This window comes from Grimontia kaedaensis, assembly GCF_023746615.1.
GTDB classification, from domain to species: Bacteria; Pseudomonadota; Gammaproteobacteria; order Enterobacterales; family Vibrionaceae; genus Enterovibrio; species Enterovibrio kaedaensis.
The window spans coordinates 3009926-3031811 of sequence record NZ_CP082275.1; the positions used below are offsets into that span (position 1 = coordinate 3009926).

Consider the following 21886-nt stretch of genomic DNA (forward strand, 5'->3'; position numbering starts at 1 on the left):
CGGTATTTCCCTCTATATATTCCGCCCCAAATCACAACCATCAAAAAGAATAAAGACGATGAACAAGAAACAGCTAGCCTGCCTTATCCCGGCATTGCTCGCTGGGGCAAGCAGCTCAACAGCTTTCGCCAGCACAACAAGCTCTCAAACGGTTTACTTCAACCAGAAATCCTTGCCTTCAGATACCCAAGGCTCGCTGGCTGCCAGCGTCAGCATGGCGCAGAGCGTGATCATGCCAACCATCCACGGCATTGAAGGTGATCGCCAACCGCATCTGGTCGCACTGCGTAAAGCACTGGTGATCGTAGAACCTCATGCCACTAACGAACTTAGAAACACCGAGATCGCCGTGGTGGTTAAAAACAGCCAAGGCGAAGAAGTGCACCGCACGCCCCTACTGCCGCCTTCTGCACAGCCAAAGCCTGCGGGCCAGATTGATATCGACCTCGATATTGTCGTGCCAGAAACCTACGCGCACCGCATCTCGTCACAACAGGCGATTGATGCCATCGCTTATGAATCCGGCAAGGAGGCTTTCAAAGCACTGCTGACCGAGCATGACACCCTAGAAATCGCCACCAGCAACGGTAACTTTGCCTACGACTTTATGCTGCCGGAAGGCGCAGAGCTCGACGGCAAGATCGTCACCTTCTCCTCACAGGCCGGATACAACTCACGCATTCACTACACCCACGGCTCAGACACGCTTTCTTCCGGTAACCGCTTTACCTACAACAATGTTGGCGGAAAATGGTTTGCCCAGTCTGACGCCGATTACGGCAAGCTCGCCTACAGCGACAACGCCTACACAGCTGTTTTGCCCGCAGAAGTGATTGAGCCGGGCTTCAGCATGACACTCAGCAATGGCCATCAAGAAGGTGTGGTCGAAGGCATCAAAGTTGGCGCTAACACTACACTGATTCTTAACGCCGTCGATGTAGGTCTGCTGACGCCACCCCGCGGTGAATTCCGCTTTATGGCCGATGAGAACCTGCACCGCGACTACTTCCAGTCTGTGCAGATCAGCAAGCTTATCGTGAACCCATATGCGCCCATCCATCTAGAAGAAATCATGCTGCCGGATGGCCGCCTGCTGGTCGACGTAGACCCAAGCAAAGCCGATGCTTACGGCAGTGATTCCCACTACCGCATAGCCCGTGAACTGATTTCCGCTGGCATCAACAGCGCCAACTACGGCGTGAACAGCTATGACGTGATGAATGGTTCGCAATGGAACATCAGCGCGCCTTACCACGCGGCCCAAGTGACAGTGAACAACTCAAGGGGCAACTACAGTGATGGCATTATCAATCACGGTTTGCTTGGCTCTTATGCCGGTGTGGCGTCTGTCGTCAGCTCGACTGGCAATGAATTCAGCCACGAAGTCGGCCATGAGTTCGGTGCAGGCACTCATGCAGAAGCTCACTATCTGGGCGGATTCAAAGGCTCGGTGCATAACAGCTCCACCAAGGTCAACTCCACCTGGGGCTGGGATCTGTTTAAAAACCGCTTCCTGCCGAACCTCAGTAAAGCGCGAACCAATGGCTCGTCCTGCTACGAAGGCGAATGCGCAGAACCATTCAACGGACACAGTTTCGGCTGGGGCACCATGGCAGGTGGCTGGCCGCTTCACCCGGCACGCAATGAATACACACTGCACACCCCTTACGAGCTGAACGTGTTCCAACATTTTATGGAAGGCAAAGCGAGCTTTGACCCAGCCTCCCCAACCGGATTCAGCAAATGGGATGCAGAAAGCCAGATCATGCAGCCATGGGACAACAGCATGAAGGACGATCTCGCTTTTAACGTTGTCACCATCAGCGACAACAACACCCTGAACGAGTTTGGCGCGGAAAGCCGCAAATTCCACGAACTGTTTGAGAACGCAGACGCCGTTCGCATCAACACAGGAAACGGCTACTGGGCGCGTAATTTTTACCTGCCGACAGACCAAAGCTTCGAGGGCAAAGTGGTGGTGTTCCGCTCATCAGCAGGCTACAACTCCCACATCCACTTTAACGGTGGCTCCCAGCTTCTGGTAAACGGCACTAAATACGCCTACCGCTTTGAAGCGGGTCAGTGGGGAGAAGTTGAAAAAGACATCATCGACAAAACCGTGCCGCGCATTCCTGAAAAACAGGGCGTAGCCGTGACCACACTGTTGGGTTACTACGACCCAAGCAATACGCTGCCAAGTTACATCTACCCTGCCCTGCATGGTGCGCATGGCGCCGTGTATGCCGATAACTTCACCGCCTCGTCGTGCCAGTTGGACGTGCTCACCCAACAAGGCGGCACCCAACGCTTCAACCTGCACAACCGACGCTTTAAAGAAGGCTTGATGAACCGCTTCCACGTGAATGTGGAAACCGCACTCAACCCATACCGCGCCGAGCTTTACTGCAACGACAAACTGCTTGCCGATATCGCAATTGCCGCACCGACGGTGGAGCTTAAAGCTGGCATCGTCACCACAGAGCTTGGCGAAGCGCCGACCCTGTCTGGTGTGACAGACGTGACCCTGCAACAGGGTGATAACTTTGATGCACTACAGGGCGTGAGCGCGTTTGATAAAGAAGATGGCGACATCACCGCGAACATCCACGTTTCCGGTGATGTTGATACCCAAACACCGGGCGATTACCTGCTCACCTACAAAGTTACCGACAGCGAAGGCCAGACAGCGTCAGCCACCCGCACCATCACGGTCGAAGCCAGCGCCACATGTATTGCCAGCTGGGAGAAAAACCGCGTGTATGTGGGCGGCGATAAAGTCTCGCACCACGGCGTGGTATGGTTGGCCGCCTGGTGGACGAAAGGCGAAGAGCCGGGCAACACGGGCGAATGGGGCGTTTGGAAACAAACCGACGACGAGAGCTGTGGCAGCACTAACCCAGAACCAAACCCAGAGCCAACACCCGATCCGGATCCAGAAGTGACACCGCCGCCACCGGGGGAATACCCAAGCTACAAACCGGGCGCGGCCTATCAGGAAGGTGACATTGTAAAAGGTCAGGACGGCAAGCTTTACCAATGCAAGCCATGGCCAAACTCAGGCTGGTGTTCCAACCCAAGCTACGCGCCGGGTAAAACGTCGTTCTGGCAAGATGCCTGGAACCTTCTGAAGTAAGTCTGCACGGTCTTAATTTACACAAAAAAGCGGTGGCCAATGACCACCGCTTTTCTCTTTGTTCTTATCTATATTCTTATCCGCATTCTTCTTCACCTTCTTATACGAAAGCGAAGCGCAGATTCACTCGCCTTTGCGCAGCGGATTTACCTTACCACCTGTGACCGGGTCAGATTTCCCTTCCGCTTTCATCCGCTCTGCGCGGCGGCGGCGAATTTCTTTCGGGTCAGCCACCAACGGGCGGTAGATTTCAATGCGGTCGCCGTCATGCACAGTCGCATCAAGTTTCACCAGACGACTGAACACACCGACTTTGTTCTTCTTCAGGTCGATTTCAGGGTAGGCATCCAAAATACCTGAGTGGCTGATAATTTCTTCCACCGGCGTATCTGGCGTCACAATCGCCTTAAACACGCGCTGCTCATCCGGCAACGCATACATCACTTCAATATGCAGCAACTTACCGTCACTCATAAATGTCTCTCGCCCTGTCGGTGAAAGCTTTCACCATGTTCATCGCCAACTCGTTAAAGACTTTTCCGAACGCCATTTCCACCAAACCGTTGGTGAACTCAAAATCCAGATTCAACTCGATTTTGCACGCATCTGCATCCAAAGACGTAAAATGCCAGCCACCCACCAGTTTTCGGAAAGGGCCATCAACCAGTTCCATTTTGATTTGCTGACCGTTTACCAGCAGATTGCGCGTAGTAAAGGTTTTACGGATACCGGCTTTCGACACATCTACCGATGCGGTCATCGCACTGTCATTGGCTTCCAGCACACGCGAACCGGCACACCCCGGCAAAAACGAAGGGTAAGCTTCAACATCATTAACAAGTTCAAACATCTGCTCTGCACTATACGGCACCAACGCAGAACGGGTAATACGCGGCATAGCGTCTCCTCTCAGGTCGATTCCGGCATCATATCACCAGACCGTATTTTTCCCCAAATTCCTTCAACGTGCCTCCAAACCGTACAAACGGCAACGAACAGGGACACCCAGAAACACCGCCATCGACGGTTTATGGGGCCGTGCGCCTGAAAATCCGATAAAAACTTGTTTCGCCCACCATAACCACTACGTATAATGCCGCCATTATGGTAAAGAAAAACGCAAAGAATAAGGCGGGCAGCAACACGATTGCTCAGAACCGCCAGGCTCGCCACGAATACTTCATCGAAGACGATATTGAGGTAGGACTAGAGCTACAAGGCTGGGAAGTGAAATCACTCCGTGCAGGCAAAGCCAACATCAGCGAGAGCTACGTGTTCTTCCGCAATGGTGAAGCTTTCATGTCTGGCGCGACCATCACTCCGCTGAACGTTGCTTCTACACACGTAGTGGCAGACCCAACACGCGTGCGAAAACTGCTGCTCAAGCGTCGTGAACTCGACAACTTGATCGGCAAAGTGAACCGCGAAGGTTACACGGTTATCGCGCTTTCCATGTACTGGAAACAGTCGTGGGCTAAACTTAAGATTGGTCTGGCGAAAGGTAAAAAACTTCATGACAAACGTGATGCTTCCAAAGATCGCGATTGGCAGCGCGACAAAGCGCGAATCATGAAGCACTCAACCAGATAATCGTTGACGCAGCAGCATGTTATGCTAGTATCTGCGTCCACATTCCGGGGCTGATTCAGGATTCGACAGGATCAAGAAGGCTCGTGGAGCATGCCGAGGGGCGGTTGGCCTCGTAAAAAGCCGCAAAAAAATAGTCGCAAACGACGAAAACTACGCACTAGCAGCTTAATAACCTGCTCAGAGCCTGCCCTCCCTAGCCTCCGCCTGTAGGACGGGGAATCAGGGCAGTCAAACCCAATCAGGATAGCGAGGGAAGCTTTGACCGAAGAGCTGAACCGCGAAATAGAATTTCGGTATGTCTTTTTGTAGCGTGTCTATTCGCAGCACACTGACGAGATTAAAGATAGACTAAGCATGTAGCGCCATTAGTTAGACTGATTTTGGACGCGGGTTCAACTCCCGCCAGCTCCACCAAACGTTTGGGAAAGCGCCAACTCGAAAGGGTTGGCGCTTTTTTTTGCGTCGCCCTCAACGAATTACAATCTGCTCAGTTTTATAGGCACTTCAAAATATTGATGTATGTAAAGTGTTCATTAACTCAATAGTGGTAAGCTCTTACCCAATTCGCTTCCAGAAGAACCAAATCAAATGAGTACTTATTGCGAAACCTCACAAAGAAGCACGGCTACAAGGATTGTTGATGCTGCACCTTATGCATCATCTTTAATAGAGGGCCATAGAGACTTTGGATACAATCTCAAAACGGCTCTAGCTGACATAATAGATAACTCCATATCAGCTGGCGCTTCGACGATAAAAGTTGAAGTAGACACTGTATCTGATAGTCCCTATGTAGCTATATCTGATGATGGTTGTGGAATGTCATCCGAAGAACTGTATGAAGCTATGCGTCTTGGAACCAAAAACCCAACTCATGAAAGAGCACCGAAACAACTGGGACGATTTGGGCTTGGTTTAAAAAGTGCTAGTTTTTCTCAATGTCGTTCATTAACAGTGTTAAGTAGAAAGAACGGCTTAACATCGTGCGCTCGATGGGATTTAGACCTAGTAGCGGAAAAAAATTCATGGGCCTTACAGCTAATAGATAACCCTAAGGAAGTTGTCGGATATGAACTGCTACCTAGCTCTGGTACTGTTGTTATATGGAACAAGCTAGATCGCCTTAGTGGAAATACAGAATTAGCAGCCAAAAGAACCGAGTATCTTAATGCGGAATTCTCAAAAGCAGAATATCACCTAAGACTTGTATTCCATCGTTTTTTGGAGGGGGATTTAAAAATAACGCTCAACGGACGTACAATTAAGTCTCTTGACCCCATGGCAAAAAACCACCCATCAACACAAAAAGATCCTGTTGATTCAATAGAAATTGATAATGAAATTGTTGTTATCCAAAGCTTTACGATCCCACATTATAAAAACTTGTCCCAACTAGAATGGGACGAATTAGGTGGGCCTGATGGTCATATTAAGTCTCAAGGACTATATATATACAGGGAAAACCGTTTGATAATTGCAGGCGGTTGGCAAGGGCTAGCTAAACAAACAGAACTCACAAAATTAAGCCGTATTGCAATTGATATACCAAACTCTATTGATTCTCAATGGAAAATTGATGTAAAAAAAAGTTCTGCTCAATTACCTCCTCTCGTTAGAGAAAGGCTTTCTCGATTAATAGAGAGGTTCGTTGGAACTTCAAAAAGAACTTATAAACGTCGAGGGCAAAAGCTAGTAGATGTCACAATGTATCCTTTTTGGAATAGAGTCATTACTGATGGAAATATTTATTTTAAACCAAATTTAAATCATCCTGTGATTGAGTCATATTCGGAATCTCTTCCTGCTGAGTTTAAAGAAGGTTTTGAGCGCTGTATTAGACTTATAGGCGCAGGGTTACCAATTGATGCGCTCCATGCTGAATTAGTAGGTGGTTCGGAGTCTGTATCATCTATTGATATTATAGAAAAAGATCTCAAAGAAACCATTTTTAGAATATCAAATGTATTGTTAGAAAATAATACACCTCTAGATAAGATAAAAGAGACACTACAAAGTCAACCCTTATTTCAAGAGAGTTGGGAAAGTTCTGAAATAATTATTGATAAGTACTTAAAGGAAAAAGGTTTATGAGTACAAAGATCCAAGTTTTAAATATGGTAGAGTCAGCTCTTTTTGTTTCACCTCGTAAATCTGAAGAAGAACTTAGAAAGTTTGTAACTGCAATAGCAATGGCAACTGATCCAAACCTGACTCAACAAGATATTGAGGATATTTCTCGAGAAATTGAATATAAGCAGGGAATTAAGATTGGATTAGGTGCCGTTGTAGATGGAGCTGAGTTTAAACCATGGTTAGATGATGCCAAATCAAATATTAATCCATTTTACTGGAAAAGATACGAAAAACTACTTATTAACAATGGATTACCAAGAGATGTAGTAACAGCAACTGACACCGTTACTGACAAGATACTTAGCAGATTAGGTAACCCAAATGAGCATACGCCTTGGGACCGAAGGGGTATGGTTGTCGGTCATGTACAAAGCGGAAAAACTGCAAATTATACAGGGCTAATTTGTAAAGCCGCTGATGCAGGTTATCGTCTAATCATTGTTATCGCCGGCATACATAATAATTTACGAAATCAAACTCAAGCACGAATTGATGAAGGATTTATTGGTAGAGATACAGGTAAAAATTCAGACAAAAATGGTAATGGCTCTAGGCATATTATTGGTGTTGGAAATTTTGACCAGAACAATACTCCAGTTAGTCTAACGAATACTTTAAGAGACTTTAATAAAGATACTGCATCCACTAATACTAGCGAAATTGATTCCTATCGAGTACCAGTTGTACTTGTTATCAAAAAAAATCATAGGACCCTTAAAAACCTTCTCGAGTGGCTAAAGGATAATAGTGCTCGTGGTGACAAAGAAATGATTGACCAGCCTATGTTGCTTATCGATGATGAGGCTGACAACGCATCAATTAATACACAATATAGTAATAGCTTAGTAACTACAATAAATGGACAAATAAGGGATCTATTGAAAATGTTCCATCGTAGCTGCTATGTTGGTTATACTGCCACTCCCTTTGCTAATATATTCATTGATCCTGATGAAGAGCATGAGGTTCATAAAGAAGACCTATTCCCTAAAAATTTCATCATTGGTTTAGATGCACCAACCAATTATTTTGGCCCTAAAAAGATATTCATCGATGGCTTACCTGACGATGGAGAAGCAAAATGGCTACGTTCAATAGATGACAATGAACCATTACTTCCAATAAAACATAAAATTGATCATGATATTAGTGATTTACCCTCTTCTTTATTGACGGCTATTCGATCATTTTTATTATCTAGAACAATAAGAAATTTAAGAGGACATTCTTCTTCTCATTGCTCGATGCTGGTAAATGCTAGCAGATATACCTCAATACAGGGAAAAATCAGGAATAGAATACATGAAGCGTTAGAAAGAATTCAAAATTCACTTAGATTAAATTCAAATGATGTTATAAGAGCATCTAAAGATCCCGAGATAAGCGCTCTTTACAATACATGGGTAAGTGAATACAAAGATACTGAGTTTGATTGGAGTGATATCCTAGATACTATTTTTGACTCCATTGCTTCTGCAAAAGTAGTCGAAGTAAATAGTAAAGCTAATGATCTAGACTACTCGAACTCAGGAGAAAGGGGCCAAACTGTTATAGCTGTCGGCGGGTTCTCACTTTCGAGGGGCCTGACACTCGAAGGCCTTACTATTACTTGGTTTCTCCGCAATACAATGATGTATGACACATTGATGCAAATGGGAAGATGGTTTGGGTATCGAAATGGTTATGAAGACCTCTGTAGAATATGGATGCCAGACGAAGCGATTGGATGGTACTCATTCATAGCTAACGCTTCAGAAGAGCTCCTTATTGAACTAAAAACAATGGAGCAAGCGAAATCCACACCAGAAGACTTTGGATTGTCGGTAAGAAGCCACCCTGCATCCCTTTTAGTAACCGCAAAAAATAAAATGGGCTCTGGGAAAGAAGTGGTGACATTAGTGGGCCTCTCAAACGAATTCATAGAAACATCGAGAGTACATACTAACAATGATGTAATACAATCAAACCTCGATATTGGAAAAAATCTCATAACAAGGCTGAAATCCGAAGGCTTTACAAAAAATCATACTAAATGGGGGCCTCTTTTCACCAATATACCAGTTGAGTTAGTCGACGAGTTTTTAGCTGCATGGATAAATGCGCCTGAAAGCGTTTTAACAGAAACATCACCAGTTAGAGCTTATATTGAATTACACAAGAAAGATGAACTCAAGTATTGGGACATCTTAATCCCTAGCCTCAATAAAGGTGTCAGCAATAATACTTTAGGTATAGAAATAAATCCGGTAAATCGCTCAGTTGGCCTCGATGAACTTTCTTCTGGATATATGTCATTTAGTGGAAAAAAAATGAGAATTGCTTCTCGAGGAATTGAGAAAGCTGGAGTATCAACGAGTAAATCATTATCTGCTGAAAGGAAATACGAACTAGATAATAAAAGTTCAAATTTTCCAGATAAAATCTATCGAGCAGAAAGAGATAGAGCTTTATTAATAATTCATTTTGTTAAAGCCAAAGCTCCTAAGGGAAAAGAAGATCACCAAAACTCTCATTTAATACCTGAAGATCCAGTTTTAGCTTGGGGCATAAGTCTACCAAGATCTAAAAAACCAACGGAAAAGGTAAAGTATATTGTCAACTCTCAAAGATATACCGAACTGTTCGGAAGTGATGATATTGATGAAGAAATGGAAGATACTTTAAATGAATAATACACCATGGAAGAATTTAGGGACAGGAGAAGCCAGAAGGGTTAACACTGCTAGTGACTTTGATTTTTTCTGGGTAGTACTAGAAAATAGTATGCCAGGACTGATATTGAAACTAAACTCAGAGCCTAAAAATAAGCCTACGCTACCTGAACTAAAAAACTTGTCTGTTAGCTTCAGAGTTAACTCTGGTCAATGGTCATTTGTTTTAGCATTAAAAGAGAGCGATCATATAGAATTATTTGAGATACTATGTAGAGATATTGTATCGTATTCTGAGCAGTCTGAAAGTATAAATGAAGCACTCCACAAGGCTAACCTACGAGCTAGAAGATGGCATTACCTATTACGGGTTGGTCACTCAGGTAGACTAAGTTTAGAGGAACAACAAGGTCTAGTTTGTGAATTAGCTTTTTTAAGAGCTCTTGTAGAGCACTTAGGTCCAGAGCTCGCTATTGATTCATGGAAAGGTCCTCTCGGATCATCAAAAGACTTTGAGTTCACAGGATGCTGCATTGAAGTAAAATCTCGAAAAGTAGCAGGTAAAAATGTCATATTAATATCCTCTGAAGATCAGTTATCTGACATGGAGGGAGGACAAGTATTTCTTAGCGTTTTTTCTGTTGAGTCTGCAATAGGCATAGATGGGATGACGATTCATGATCATGTAGCCACAACACAAAAACTTTTTGAAAGCTCAATAGGCTCTCTTTTAAAATGGGAGAGCTTGATTCTTTCAACTGGCTATGACGTTAACAAGGAATATGAAAATAGATGCTGGAATATTAGGTCACATCGTAGCTTTGAGGTATCGGAGCACTTCCCTCGCTTATGCCCTCCATTACCAAATGGTGTCCATAGATTAAAATATTCAATCGACTTGGAAGCTTGCTCCGATTTCGAGATAAAAGAAAGCATATATAAGATTATTAAAGAGCATTATAAAAAGTGAATGAATTGATAGATTTTCATCATCAGCTAATAGCAGACATACAGGGCGATGCCGATGCTTTAGGGCTGGTTACAGTGGAAGCATTTTTTGAAAAAGTTGGTGATTTTCTAAGCGAAGCGGGTGAAATAGACTCGGCTCATAGAGCTTTCCACAGCAGTATTTATGCAAAAGGTACGGCCCAGATTGACGGTTACGCAGGTGACCCAAGAGAAAGTGATGGGGTACTTAGCTTGATTCTGTGTGATTTTTCATTGGATCGGGAAATTCGGGCGCTAAACAAGTCTCACATTGTCAGATTATCTCAGCAGCTATCTAGATTTCTCAAAGCCAGCTTAGACCCTAATTTTAGAAATAAGTTGGAAGAAACAAGTCAAGGTTTCGCAGTCGCAGATTTAATAAGCACTACTTGGAAAAGTATAGCAAAAGTTAAGCTTATTATTATTACTAATGCTGATTGTAGAGCACGAATAGATGCTCTAAATGTAGAGGAGCTTGATGACAAGCATATCACTCTAAGCATATGGGACTTGAAACGGTTAAAGAAATTTGTAGAGCAAGGACAAGTTAGAGCTGACGCCGTAATCGACTTTAAAGAAGATTTTGGTGGTGGAATTCCTTTGTTAAAAGCGTCGGGTTCAATGCAGTCTCTCGAAAGCTATCTAGCTGTTATACCGGGTAAACAACTAGCCGAAATATATGATAGATGGGGCTCAAGATTGTTAGAGTCTAATGTCAGAAGCTTTTTACAAGTTAGGGGAAATGTGAATAAAGGGATTCGAGACACGATCCGTGACACCCCCCATATGTTTTTCTCCTACAACAATGGCATTAGTGCTACAGCTGACAATATCGAGGTTGATACAACAACTCACGGTTTGATTCTTACGAAGGCTGAAAACCTACAAATTGTAAACGGAGGGCAAACTACAGCTTCATTGCATGCCGCATATAAAAGTTATAGGGAGCAATTAGATGAAGTTTATGTTCAAATCAAATTAACTATAACTCCTAGAGATATATCTGAAGAAGTAGTACCGAAGATTTCCGAGTATGCAAATAGTCAAAACAAAGTAAATGCAGCAGATTTTTTCTCTAATCATCCTTTTCATATTAGAGTTGAGGAATTATCTCGACGTATTTTGGCACCATCTGGAGATAGTAGTTACAGAGAAACCAAATGGTTTTATGAACGAGCAAGAGGACAGTTCGCAGATGAAAGGAGCAAGAGAAGTCACTCTGAACGTAGAAAATTTGATTTGGAATTTCCACGTAAGCAATTTTTCACAAAGACTGATTTAGCTAAGTATCAAAACACTTGGAGTGGACTTCCTAACATTGTTAGTTTAGGTGCACAAAAAAACTTCTCTGAGTTCGCTAAACGCATTGGTACTAAATGGGGAAAATCAAACTTAGAGTTCAATGATGTTTGGTTTAAAAGACTCGTTGCGAAAGCTATAATTTTTCGAGAGACAGAAAAAATAGTTTCTGCCGCTGACTGGTATGAAGGTGGCTATAGAGCGAACATAGTAACTTACACAATTTCAAAGCTGGTAAAAGAAGCACAAAATATAGATATGGTGATAGACCTCGATAAGGTTTGGAAAAGTCAAACAATTTCATCTGACTTTAGAGAGGTTCTTTCTATTACCGGAGAATTAGCTCAAAAGGTAATTACTTCGCCTCCTGAAGGTATTCGCAATTATAGTGAGTGGGCAAAAAAACCTTTATGTTGGCAGAGGCTAGATGAATTAGAACTACCTAAACACAATTCCTTCTTCAGAATAATAAAAGGTAAAGAACTAGCTGAAGAAGAAGCAAAAGAAGGCAAGGCAAACTACTTATTAGATAGTACTTTGAACGATGAACTAGAAGTGGTTAAGCTAGGTTGTGAGTTCTGGAGAGCGGCTAGAAATTGGGCAAAAGAACATGGTTTTCTTACTCCAAGAGAGATAAGTGTATTGGAAGTATGTGCTGCAATGCCGTTAAAAATCCCCTCTTCAAAACAATGTAATATAGCTTTAAGCGCGTTAAAAAAGCTTCAAGATGAAGGTTTTTTCACAAAATGATGGCAGTGTATTGTTGGATTATTTCCAACAATACACATATTTTCAACGTAACAATTTTACTACTATGTCGCCAATCTTATGTGCTAGAAATGGAGGTACAGCATTTCCTACCTGAACATATTGCTGAGTTCGGTTTCCCTCAAAAATATAATTATCAGGAAATGTCTGAAGCCTTGCTGCTTCACGTACAGTCAAGCTCCTACATTGGCTAGGATCGTAGTGAATAAAGTAATGGCCGTCTTTAGATATATGACTAGTTACAGTCGTTGCGCACTTATCAGCCGCCTGAGTTCTAAATCGGTCTGCATGTGAACCCGATTTCCAATTGTCATGGTTAGGCGCTAACTCTTCTGGGAAATCTCTTGCTTTAGGCGAGGTTCCACCACTTAATTCTGTATATCCAGCGCTAAATGCATATCTCAAAAGATCACTATCCATATGACCACGGGTTTCGTGATTAAGAACTGCAGATGCTGCATTATTTGAGTACCAACGTTTCAACTCTTCAGGCAAGCTTAAGCTTATCCCAGACTTAGTCGACGTTTTTCTCTTGAGAGCCTTCTGCGGCTTTAACATTAAGAGTAAATCCGCTGGTTTTTCTATGTTGAACTTGGCTGCAAGTAAACGAGAAACAAGTTTACTGTTACTTTCAACTTCCACTTCCCATTCAAACGCATCATCTTTTCTTTTTGAGAATCCGCTTCTTAGAGGCGGTAGGTCGCCGATAGCCTGTTCTACAGTCACATTTTCGTCAGCTGGCCTCAATACATCTGGGACACGATCAACATCCTCTCTAATACCAAGGAGAATGACTCTATGCCTTGCCTGAGGCACGCCATAGTTTTCAGCTTTAATGAGAAAAGCTCTAGAGTCTTTATAAATAGGGTCTGATGGGTCTGTTGCTGGCTCTACGAGGGAATATATTCGATAACCTTGAATACCTGATTTATCAGTTACTTTTCCTGGCTCTCTTAAGTCTGCTAGGATTTTGGGAAACATCAACTCACCAGCAACTTTGGCTGACAATATTCCCCTAACGTTCTCCATCACGAACACTTCAGGTTGAGCTATCGAAATAACTTCTAGGTATTCTTTGTACAGGAAATTCCGGGTATCGTTTTCTGCTTTATAGTCTTTGATGCCTGCATTGCGAGAACGGCCAGCTAGCGAATAAGCCTGACAAGGAGGGCCACCTATGACGACTCTAGGCCCTTTATGCTTCTCGCAAAGCTCCTTGATTCGAGCGTGAATGCGTTCATTATCATCACCTAACGCTCTAGGTGCTTGAAGTGTTTCGAATTGTGCTTCTTCAGCAGCTTGTGGGTAAGCATCAAATAGATCAGAACGGCTAATTTTACCTTCAAGATACCGATGATAATCTGCAAGGGAGTCAGGGTTATCTTTCAGCTTTCTATAAAACGCTCTTGTCGTCAGTGTCTTATGCGCTGAAGCTTCTTTCTCAACGGATACCCCGATTTGAAAAGGAAAATTCCCGTTATCGTCTTTGCACGATGAGATACCCTCGCCCAAACCGCCCGGTCCAGCGAACAAATCTATAACTAAAATTTCACCTTGGTTCATTATTCAGCGCTTACTTATCTTCAATGCTGGCAATAATACCAGGCTTCATCTTGTGCACAATCACTTTAGCTTTAAGCTGTTCTTAATGGTCACACAATGAGCAAGACACAATTACAATGTGACTCATAGTCCGTGGCCTATCCCCTTCATATCAATCATCATTTCCCAATGTTTCATTCAATGGGAATCCAGCTATGAGCTGCAAGGCAGAAACAGAGGAAGTCTACAAAGGCTTCACTATCTACATCGACGAAAACCCAGATTTTTACAGAGGTGGCTTTGAGTTCTGTATTTCGACTGGAACCGAAATTGTGTCACAAGGGCTAACAGCAGATCCTGAATCAGCCCTTTCAACTGCACAAAAGTGGATAGATGAGTACCTTGTGAATACATACTTCAGTTAACGGAACTCATACACTTCCCTTCTGTATTTTTGTGTAAGGTATCAATACGCCTCACACCGAAATGCAGGGTTATGGAAGAACTGTCCGAGGCCCGCAAGCGGAACATGCGGGCGATTAAAGCCAGAGACACAAAACCGGAATTGTTGATCCGCCAAGGGCTGCATTCCAGAGGCTTTCGCTATCGTATCGCTCCCAAAGCTCTTCCCGGCAAACCCGATATCTGGCTGCCTAAGTACAACACGGCAATATTTATCAACGGTTGCTTCTGGCATCTTCACCGTTGCCACTTATCCCACATCCCTAATACCCGAAAACAGTTCTGGAACGATAAGCTCACTGGCAATGCCGCCAGAGACAAAAGGAACATGTCTGCCCTTCTGAAAGACGGGAAAAGAGTACTAGTGGTTTGGGAGTGCGCCCTCAAAGGTAAAGAACGGTTACCTGAGCCATCTGTTTTTATGCTGATTTCAACCTGGATAAAGTCCGGTGCAGTGTTTGGGGAACTCAGCGGGAAAGGATTAAAAGCCGTGAATGAGCGCGCTCAGGCGTTATGGAAGCTAAAAGCAGATTAGCCTCATCTCTCCCCCACCAGCTAGGAGTTCTCAACTCCCGCCTCCAAACTGATACAAACCAACGAATTAGCTGTGCGCAAAAACACAGATCACGGCAACGCGCTCAAAGATAAGCTAGCTTTCACAAAGTGGTAATGACAGGGATGATGTCGATGAAAGTGCTTTTTGGAAAAACCGTGTGTAAGCCGTTTTGGGTGTTTGGCTTATTTTGCTCCTCTATACTTGTTGGCTGTCAGTCAACGGGAAGCGCTAACACCCCGAAAGAGAGTGCCCCCAAAGCATATGCTCCCTCCACGCCTGCCAGTGCAGAACAAGGCTATAACGATGCGCTGAATGCTATGGTTAATCGGTTTATCCGACGCTATTACAAGTCATCACTCGATACGCTCACTCCCCTGGCTAACAACCGCGAAAGTGTTGGGCAGGCTTTTTCTCGGCTTCTCTTCAATCTGGACCCTATCGGTGTGGTGTTAACGGATGAAGAGAAAAAGGCGTTTGAGGATCGCTATCGCGATCTGTTCGTTTATCCCCTAAACCTTTCCACCAAACAGGCTCAGGACTTTTACACCGACTATCGGGAAAAGGAAAACCTCGCCATTAGCGAGATGAAAAACTGGCTGGCCGAAAACGGGGCTGAGGTTTTGAAAAATGCACCAGACAATGCGCTCAGCCTCATTTCAGCGGATAACGGCGATCTGATCGACGACAGAAGGGCAGCGTTCCTGACGTATAAGCTGGTCGCTATCAATGGGTTTACTGACAACCCGGTAGAGACGCTGCGCATTATTGAACGGCAATTGGACTACCATCAGTCGAAAACTGACCGCGTCGATTTTTCCAACATCGGGCTGTTTATTGGCGCCCTGCTTCCTCATTCAGTGACAGGTGTTCGCTATATTTCTGAAAAAGAGTATGAACAAACGACGCTTCCTCCCGTTCCGCACATTGGTGCAACGTTGGCACAAAAACCTGCGTGTTACTCCGTCACGGGGATTACCAACACATCCACCCTTAATGCGGGTTTAATGCCGCTGGACTGTATTGTCGGTGTGACGAGATCCGGGGAGTTTTCAGCACTGGGAGACAGCAACAATGCCAAGCTCCAAGAGCTTGTCACTGGAATGCGCGGTGAAATGGTCACGCTCCATGTTCTGCGCAATAACGGGAGAAACATTACCTTCCTTGATATTCCTGTCCCGTTACAGTTGGACACACTGGCGGATTTCACCTCCAGTGAAAATGGCATCCACACGCAGGGCGTTGATTTCTCCTTAATGAACGTCGACGGCAGACGTGTCGCTTACATTTGGATGGCTTACTTTTACGAAGGTATCGCTGAGGCAACCGGAGAGTTTTTAGAAGCCAATAACCCAGAGCTTGTTGTGTTTGATCTAAGAGGAAACCAAGGAGGCGCTTTGCCAGAGATGGCAGGTTTAGCGGGCCTGTTTCTTGGGGATGAAGGTTTCGGAGTCTATTACGATGCCTTTGGCAGAAGTAAGCGCGTTTCTTCCGAGACCAGCAAGGTATTCGACGGGAAAGTGTTGGTGCTAACCGATGCACAGACAAATTCCGGCGGGGAAATATTGGCGGCTGGGATTCAAAGTTCACCTGATTCGACGGTGATTGGCAAGCCAACTGCAGGTTCTCCCTTGGTGATTCAGTTCCGTTCACTTCACCATATCTATGACTTGTATGATGAGAAATTTGGATACATCAGTTATCCCGTTATGGAGTTTCGTCGGTTAGACGGCTCAAGGTTGAATGAGGGCATATTGCCTGATATTTCGTGGGAGTCTGAGTTACTTAAACAGAGCCCTTACACGCTGCCATACAGAAACAAAGCGGATTTGGAGAAAGAGCTCCGTGAAGTCATCCGTATCAGTGGTCTCTTCCAATGAATATCGGTTAAAAGGTATTTAAGGGATCGCGACCTGCTATCCCTTACCACGGATAAACTTGCTGTTATACCCACTATGGGATAAAAAAACGCTTCCTCCCCCACACAAAAATGTTTTGGTCGATGGGATCTGGACATCTCTCCTTCCAACTGGAAACCTTACCCACTGATTGTCATTATTAATCTTATGCCGTCGTCATAGTGCCGACGTTTCTGACTGGGCCATGGAGAGCCAAATGCGAATTCTTATCTGGGGACTGATGCTGTCACTGCTGTCTTTACCTGCTCTGGCAAAATGGAATGACCCTGAGTATGTCAAAAGGGCATTTAAAATCATTGCCCTCAGCAATGAGTATGACAATCAGCAGCATCCTGTCCGCAAGTGGCAAAAACCGATACGTATCTATATTGACCATCGCGTTGGTGACAAAGAGCTTCATAGCATGCTGGCCAATACCCAGATTGAAGATTTGGTGCGGGCAACAGGGCATGACATCAAGGTGGTAAATTCGCCGGAAAACGCCAACCTGCGCATGGTCTTTACCCGTCAGAGCCGCTGGCAGAACGAGACCCGCGAACTGTGGCCGACACAGGAAGATTTTCCGTTCCGCGGTGCTATCTGCATGGCGCATTTTTCTTCTTCATCTCAGGCAGAAATCAAAGAAGCACTGATTGTAATCCCGGTCGACCTCGCCCGCGAACGCGGCAAGCTGTTCGCCTGCGTGGTCGAGGAACTGACGCAGGCGATGGGCCTACCCAATGATTCTGACAAGGTCTTCCCATCCATCTTTAACGATGGCTCTAAAAACAATGTGATGACAACGCTGGATATCACCTTGCTCCGATTACTCTATTCGTCAGGTGTTAATGCAGGCATGAAGGAACAGCAAGTGATGCCGCTTTTAGATAGCTGGTTTAAGCAAAATCCGAACTGGCTGAAGCAATCGACGGATATGTACCTCAAGAGCAAATTCGTGTCTGAGTTTGGGTTGAATTAGTCCCTCTCCTAGCCGCTTCATGCCAAGAAATTGAGCAAGAAATTGCCCCTGTTTGATCTGCCTTTCGGTTTTGGTTTCGCTTCGTTGTACTGCTCTCGTTTGTTCGGTATTTAACCAAACACAAAAGCAAATCAGGGAAGAGTCAGTGGCGTATAGGGTTATAAAAATGACCGAACTTGCATCGTACGAGTTCGGCAAAGTCGAAGGTGGATTTTCGACACTGGGTGAGCGAGCATTGGAAGCCGTGTTGCCTCAAGGTGTCTCCATACAAAAGTTCCAATCCCAGCTCGCATCGGGCGAATATGTGTTACTGAGTGACGCGCCTGTCACGCCAGCTCTGAGATCCACAACCAACTCGATGGGCGATAAGATTTGGCAGGTCAACCCTGATGCTGAATCCAGCTTTTCCCCTGAAGCCAAATCTGCGCTGACTTCCCGAACAAAAGCCAAAGGTTTTACCTCTCGCTCGGGTTCTGAATCTCAAGCGCCTGCAGAAGCGCCTTACACCCCAGAACCTAAAGTGGAAGAAAAACAGGAAAAGCCTGCTCAGGATTACGAGTATCTGTTTGAAGTAGCCTGTTCCGAAGAGGTACTTGCCAGTGAAGTGGGGTGTCAGTTTGCACTGGGTAAAACACCGACGGAAGGAAGCATTGTCAGCTGGGAAACCAAACTCTCGGATACGGGCACTATTTTCTCTGCCAAAGCCACAGATGACAAACCCCGCAAGCTTATCGCTAAAGTTGCGAGTGCAGAAAAAGGCGTGAGTAACCAGCCTCCTGTAAAGCTGAAACCCAAAGGCACAGACGCCGTTCGGGAAGCGTTTATTCCGGTGATCCCAGCCCTTCAACTTGGCGACCGTTTAGGCTTTCCAACTGAAGGTTACTTCTATCATTTCCACGAAAAGAAGCTGATTCAGGAATACAAAATTCTCGGTGAAGGACGCTGGGCATTTCAGGCTACACGTTCAACATCATTTAGCCTGAACAATGAGCAAGGGCTGAATAAATACCAGGGCGCGATTCTGCTCTACTGGAAAATTGACAGCAAAGTCGTTATCGACCAGCATCTTATTTATCTCGACAGCCCGATAACGATTGAGCAACTGGGTAATGTGAATGACCAATGGCTGAGCGAGCATGGCGTGATGATAGACGTCCCGAGCCTGCTTGATGCCAAGAAGGTATCGACACCCGCTAAGAAGCCTTACAAACCGAAAACCTACAATGCGCCTGTTGACGTTGTCTACGACCACAAAGAACGTCTGTTAAACGGCTCAACACTCAAAGCCATCAACAATGAACGATTAGTAGAGAGTGGGTTGCCGGTGGTTAACCTTAAGAAGTTACCAAACAATAAGCTCACCATCGGGGTGTTCTTTGATGGGACGGGGAATAATCTAGAGAACGACAAGTACAAGGAAGGAAGAGGCAATGCTTCCCGCACCAATGTAGCAAGACTGTTTGAAGCTTATCCTGAAAAGGAAGGTGAAATCGCCAAAATCTATGTTTCAGGGGTAGGTACCCTAGACTTTGACTCTCTTGAAGAAGCGATCAAAGCGATAGACAATGACGAAGATATGGAGCTTACAGGCATGGCCACCGGATCTTGGGATTTCTTTGGTGACTCAGATGCTTTTGATAAGTGGACATCTCTCATTGGAGCATTAAGGAGTATCACAAAGTCTCTCGAAGAAATTGGACACTATGGAAATATCAATCACATAGAATTTGATGTTTTCGGGTTTAGTCGTGGAGCTGCGTTGGCTCGTCATTTCGTCAATGCTGCAAATGTCGGATTCCCTGATTACAACTCTCCTGTACCTCCCCCCAAGCCCAGTCACGGACCACGTCATCATCCTCATCGTCGTCAAAAGCAGGATCAATTTAGTGTCGATGTTGTCCCTCACCTTTTGAGCAGCGAGCACACAAGAGCAGGTAGACGGTGCCACTACTATATCGACAAATCGAGAAGTGTCAGCGTTCGTTTTGTTGGCCTATTCGATACAGTTGGGTCCTTCGGTATCCCTGGAGACAATGATGAAGATGGTTTTAATTTAGTCCTTTCACCTTCTAGTGCTGAAACTGTTTATCACATAACAGCTCACCATGAATACAGAGAGAACTTCCCATTAACCTCATTGAAGATTGATGGTGAATTGGCCGAAAACTTCTTCGAAGAGGTATATCCGGGAGCTCATGCAGATGTTGGTGGCGGTTACCCTTCTATGTCCCAATATGGAAAAAAAGGGCTACCAGAGCACCTAGATTTCCCTATTAATGATACTTACAACAGAGAATTGTTAAAAACAGCCAAGCATATCGGGTTGCAACCTAGAGATATGTATATGCTAGCCAGCCGTGAAGAAAAATTTTGGGATAAAGAAGTGCAAAAAAACTTCAAAAATCCAACGCAATATGGCCGTGTTAAAAATGTTGGAAATACCCTGTATTACTACAGGCTTCAACCAATCAACAATGGACTTCAAGGCTTGGCACAGGAAAGAATGAGGCAACAAGGTGCAATTGCTGGCATCCAATGGCAAATGAGCAACTATGAAATGCCTCAAGACTTCAATAAACATGCCGAATTCTCCTCACTTAATGCAAAACTATTGGCAATAGAGCCTGGGCAAGTCAATGCAAGCCACTGGGAAAGTGAAATAGCGCCAAATAAGCTTCTTTGGATACACAGGCCTCATGACCCTTTAATAAACCCCGGTTTCTCAAATATCAGAGCTGCACTTGCAAACGACGTTAACCGAGATTCGAAAGGGAATATGTACAGGGAGATTTTTGATAATGAGTAGAATCTTAATCAGTCTGACAATGCTTTTGGCATTAATCCCTTTTGCAGGTTGCACGGATGACAGCGTCCCTAGAGCTAAGTTTGGAAATGCAGGAAGCACAGACGGCCCCTACGGCATTAAAGAAATGGTTGTTTCTGATACATCGGGTGGATTTTCAGATTTTGCTTATGGTTCTGTAAGTAGCTATCCTGGCGCTTACGCAACCATTTCAGGTTTAGGCATACCAACTCACGTCAAGGGTTACTGGAGCAAGGACCCTGAATCAACAACAGACTCCCCAATCTATTATCGAATTGATAGTGTAATAGACAGCAAACTGGCTCTTAGAAAAATAAAAACGCTCAAGAACGCTTATAAAAACTTTGAGCATTCAGGGGCATCTGTACAAGTTGTAGTAGACAATGCTCATCTAAAAATTTTATATACTTTCAACTGCTTCAACTCTTCTGATGACTGCTCCAAAATTGAAGGGAGCGATCCAAACGGATGGATAGTGAGAAGCCCGAAAGATATTACTGATGTCGTTGTGCTCTTCTCTGGTAATGGAGAGACTTCACTTAAACCCTTCCCAAAATCCCCTTATGACAGCCGCATAATAAGAGCCGTCAACGTAGGCGAAACAGTTGTCAGCGAAGCCACTCTTCAGGATATCGATTTAGCAAACCACGAAGTCAACGACCAGATTGTATTACCTGCTACATTCTCCGTAATTTGGCGGAAGAAGCTGAATCCAGACGCTGAATATTCCCAATGGCAATTCGATAACTACAAACTCACTGGCAACCTTTCTGCACTGGATACTATGGAAGAAAGTATTCAAGCCTATCGCAACGCCATGAGCGGTTATGTCAAAACCAGCACATTTGATATCTTTGCTGAAAATGAAAATCTCTTTATCACTTATAGTGCGGCTTGCTTAACTGATACCGCCGGAGAGCGCTGCAAAGTCGCCGAAGACCCACAAAACCGCTGGCGCTACTTTGACGAACTTGGTCGTTATGCCGTTGTATTGTTTGAAGGGACAGGTGAGTCTATTAAAACTAAGTAGTTTAAATAGAGCTCCTCATAGGTAAAATGGCGGCCCT

General features: G+C 44.7%; 15 protein-coding genes and 1 other RNA gene. 13 read left to right on the top strand and 3 right to left on the bottom strand.

Translation table 11 applies throughout. The annotated features are described in order from the left end of the window. The first annotated feature begins 58 nt into the window (after positions 1-58). The gene (locus tag K6Q96_RS13690) at positions 59-3133 is read left to right on the top strand and encodes a M66 family metalloprotease (RefSeq protein ID WP_251876453.1); all 3075 of its coding nucleotides are present in this window, start codon (positions 59-61) and stop codon (positions 3131-3133) included. A 123-nt stretch (positions 3134-3256) separates the two neighbouring features. Here K6Q96_RS13690 and K6Q96_RS13695 read toward each other — a convergent pair whose 3' ends face one another. Together K6Q96_RS13695 and K6Q96_RS13700 are read right to left on the bottom strand one after the other, a co-directional pair. Continuing rightward, complete coding sequence (locus K6Q96_RS13695; RefSeq protein ID WP_002536904.1) at positions 3257-3607, bottom strand: RnfH family protein; 351 nt, start codon at positions 3605-3607, stop codon at positions 3257-3259. Next, positions 3600-4031, bottom strand: coding sequence for an SRPBCC family protein (locus tag K6Q96_RS13700; protein WP_002536903.1), 432 nt, complete (start codon positions 4029-4031; stop codon positions 3600-3602). Before K6Q96_RS13700 ends, K6Q96_RS13695 begins: the two co-directional genes overlap by 8 nt. Before the next feature lie 206 nt (positions 4032-4237). Between K6Q96_RS13700 and smpB the strand changes: the two genes are divergently transcribed. The 6 genes from smpB to K6Q96_RS13730 all read left to right on the top strand — a co-directional run bounded on the left by smpB (position 4238) and on the right by K6Q96_RS13730 (position 12543). Further along, positions 4238-4723 carry an SsrA-binding protein SmpB gene (smpB, locus tag K6Q96_RS13705; RefSeq protein ID WP_002536901.1) on the top strand — a complete coding sequence of 162 codons (486 nt, stop codon included), beginning with the start codon at positions 4238-4240 and terminating at the stop codon, positions 4721-4723. A gap of 46 nt (positions 4724-4769) precedes the next feature. Continuing rightward, positions 4770-5137, top strand: a transfer-messenger RNA (tmRNA) gene (gene ssrA, locus K6Q96_RS13710). Between the two features lie 174 nt (positions 5138-5311). After that, positions 5312-6814, top strand: a complete 1503-nt coding sequence (locus tag K6Q96_RS13715) for an ATP-binding protein (RefSeq protein ID WP_251876454.1) — start codon at positions 5312-5314, stop codon at positions 6812-6814. Next, on the top strand, positions 6811-9528 hold the full coding sequence (locus K6Q96_RS13720) for a Z1 domain-containing protein (RefSeq protein ID WP_251876455.1): 2718 nt from the start codon (positions 6811-6813) through the stop codon (positions 9526-9528). The genes K6Q96_RS13715 and K6Q96_RS13720 overlap by 4 nt, the downstream gene beginning before the upstream one ends. After that, positions 9521-10477, top strand: coding sequence for a PD-(D/E)XK motif protein (locus K6Q96_RS13725; protein WP_251876456.1), 957 nt, complete (start codon positions 9521-9523; stop codon positions 10475-10477). The genes K6Q96_RS13720 and K6Q96_RS13725 overlap by 8 nt, the downstream gene beginning before the upstream one ends. Next, a complete protein-coding gene (locus K6Q96_RS13730) occupies positions 10474-12543 on the top strand; it encodes an AIPR family protein (protein WP_251876457.1) in 2070 nt (689 codons plus the stop codon). The genes K6Q96_RS13725 and K6Q96_RS13730 overlap by 4 nt, the downstream gene beginning before the upstream one ends. Positions 12544-12585: 42 nt before the next feature. Here K6Q96_RS13730 and K6Q96_RS13735 read toward each other — a convergent pair whose 3' ends face one another. After that, positions 12586-14124, bottom strand: a complete 1539-nt coding sequence (locus tag K6Q96_RS13735; RefSeq protein ID WP_251876458.1) for a DNA cytosine methyltransferase — start codon at positions 14122-14124, stop codon at positions 12586-12588. Between the two features lie 194 nt (positions 14125-14318). Between K6Q96_RS13735 and K6Q96_RS13740 the strand changes: the two genes are divergently transcribed. The 6 genes from K6Q96_RS13740 (at position 14319) to K6Q96_RS13765 (ending at position 21849) form a co-directional block, all read left to right on the top strand. Beyond that, entirely contained in the window at positions 14319-14528 is a 210-nt protein-coding gene (locus K6Q96_RS13740; protein WP_251876459.1) for a hypothetical protein, read from the top strand. A 71-nt stretch (positions 14529-14599) separates the two neighbouring features. Beyond that, positions 14600-15100, top strand: coding sequence for a very short patch repair endonuclease (locus K6Q96_RS13745; protein ID WP_251876460.1), 501 nt, complete (start codon positions 14600-14602; stop codon positions 15098-15100). Between the two features lie 152 nt (positions 15101-15252). Then, complete coding sequence (locus K6Q96_RS13750) at positions 15253-16998, top strand: S41 family peptidase (protein ID WP_251876461.1); 1746 nt, start codon at positions 15253-15255, stop codon at positions 16996-16998. Between the two features lie 235 nt (positions 16999-17233). Beyond that, positions 17234-17995, top strand: a complete 762-nt coding sequence (locus K6Q96_RS13755) for a DUF2927 domain-containing protein (RefSeq protein WP_251876462.1) — start codon at positions 17234-17236, stop codon at positions 17993-17995. A 166-nt stretch (positions 17996-18161) separates the two neighbouring features. Then, positions 18162-20801, top strand: a complete 2640-nt coding sequence (locus K6Q96_RS13760; protein WP_251876463.1) for a DUF2235 domain-containing protein — start codon at positions 18162-18164, stop codon at positions 20799-20801. Beyond that, positions 20794-21849, top strand: coding sequence for a hypothetical protein (locus K6Q96_RS13765; RefSeq protein WP_251876464.1), 1056 nt, complete (start codon positions 20794-20796; stop codon positions 21847-21849). The genes K6Q96_RS13760 and K6Q96_RS13765 overlap by 8 nt, the downstream gene beginning before the upstream one ends. The last annotated feature ends 37 nt before the right edge of the window (positions 21850-21886 follow it).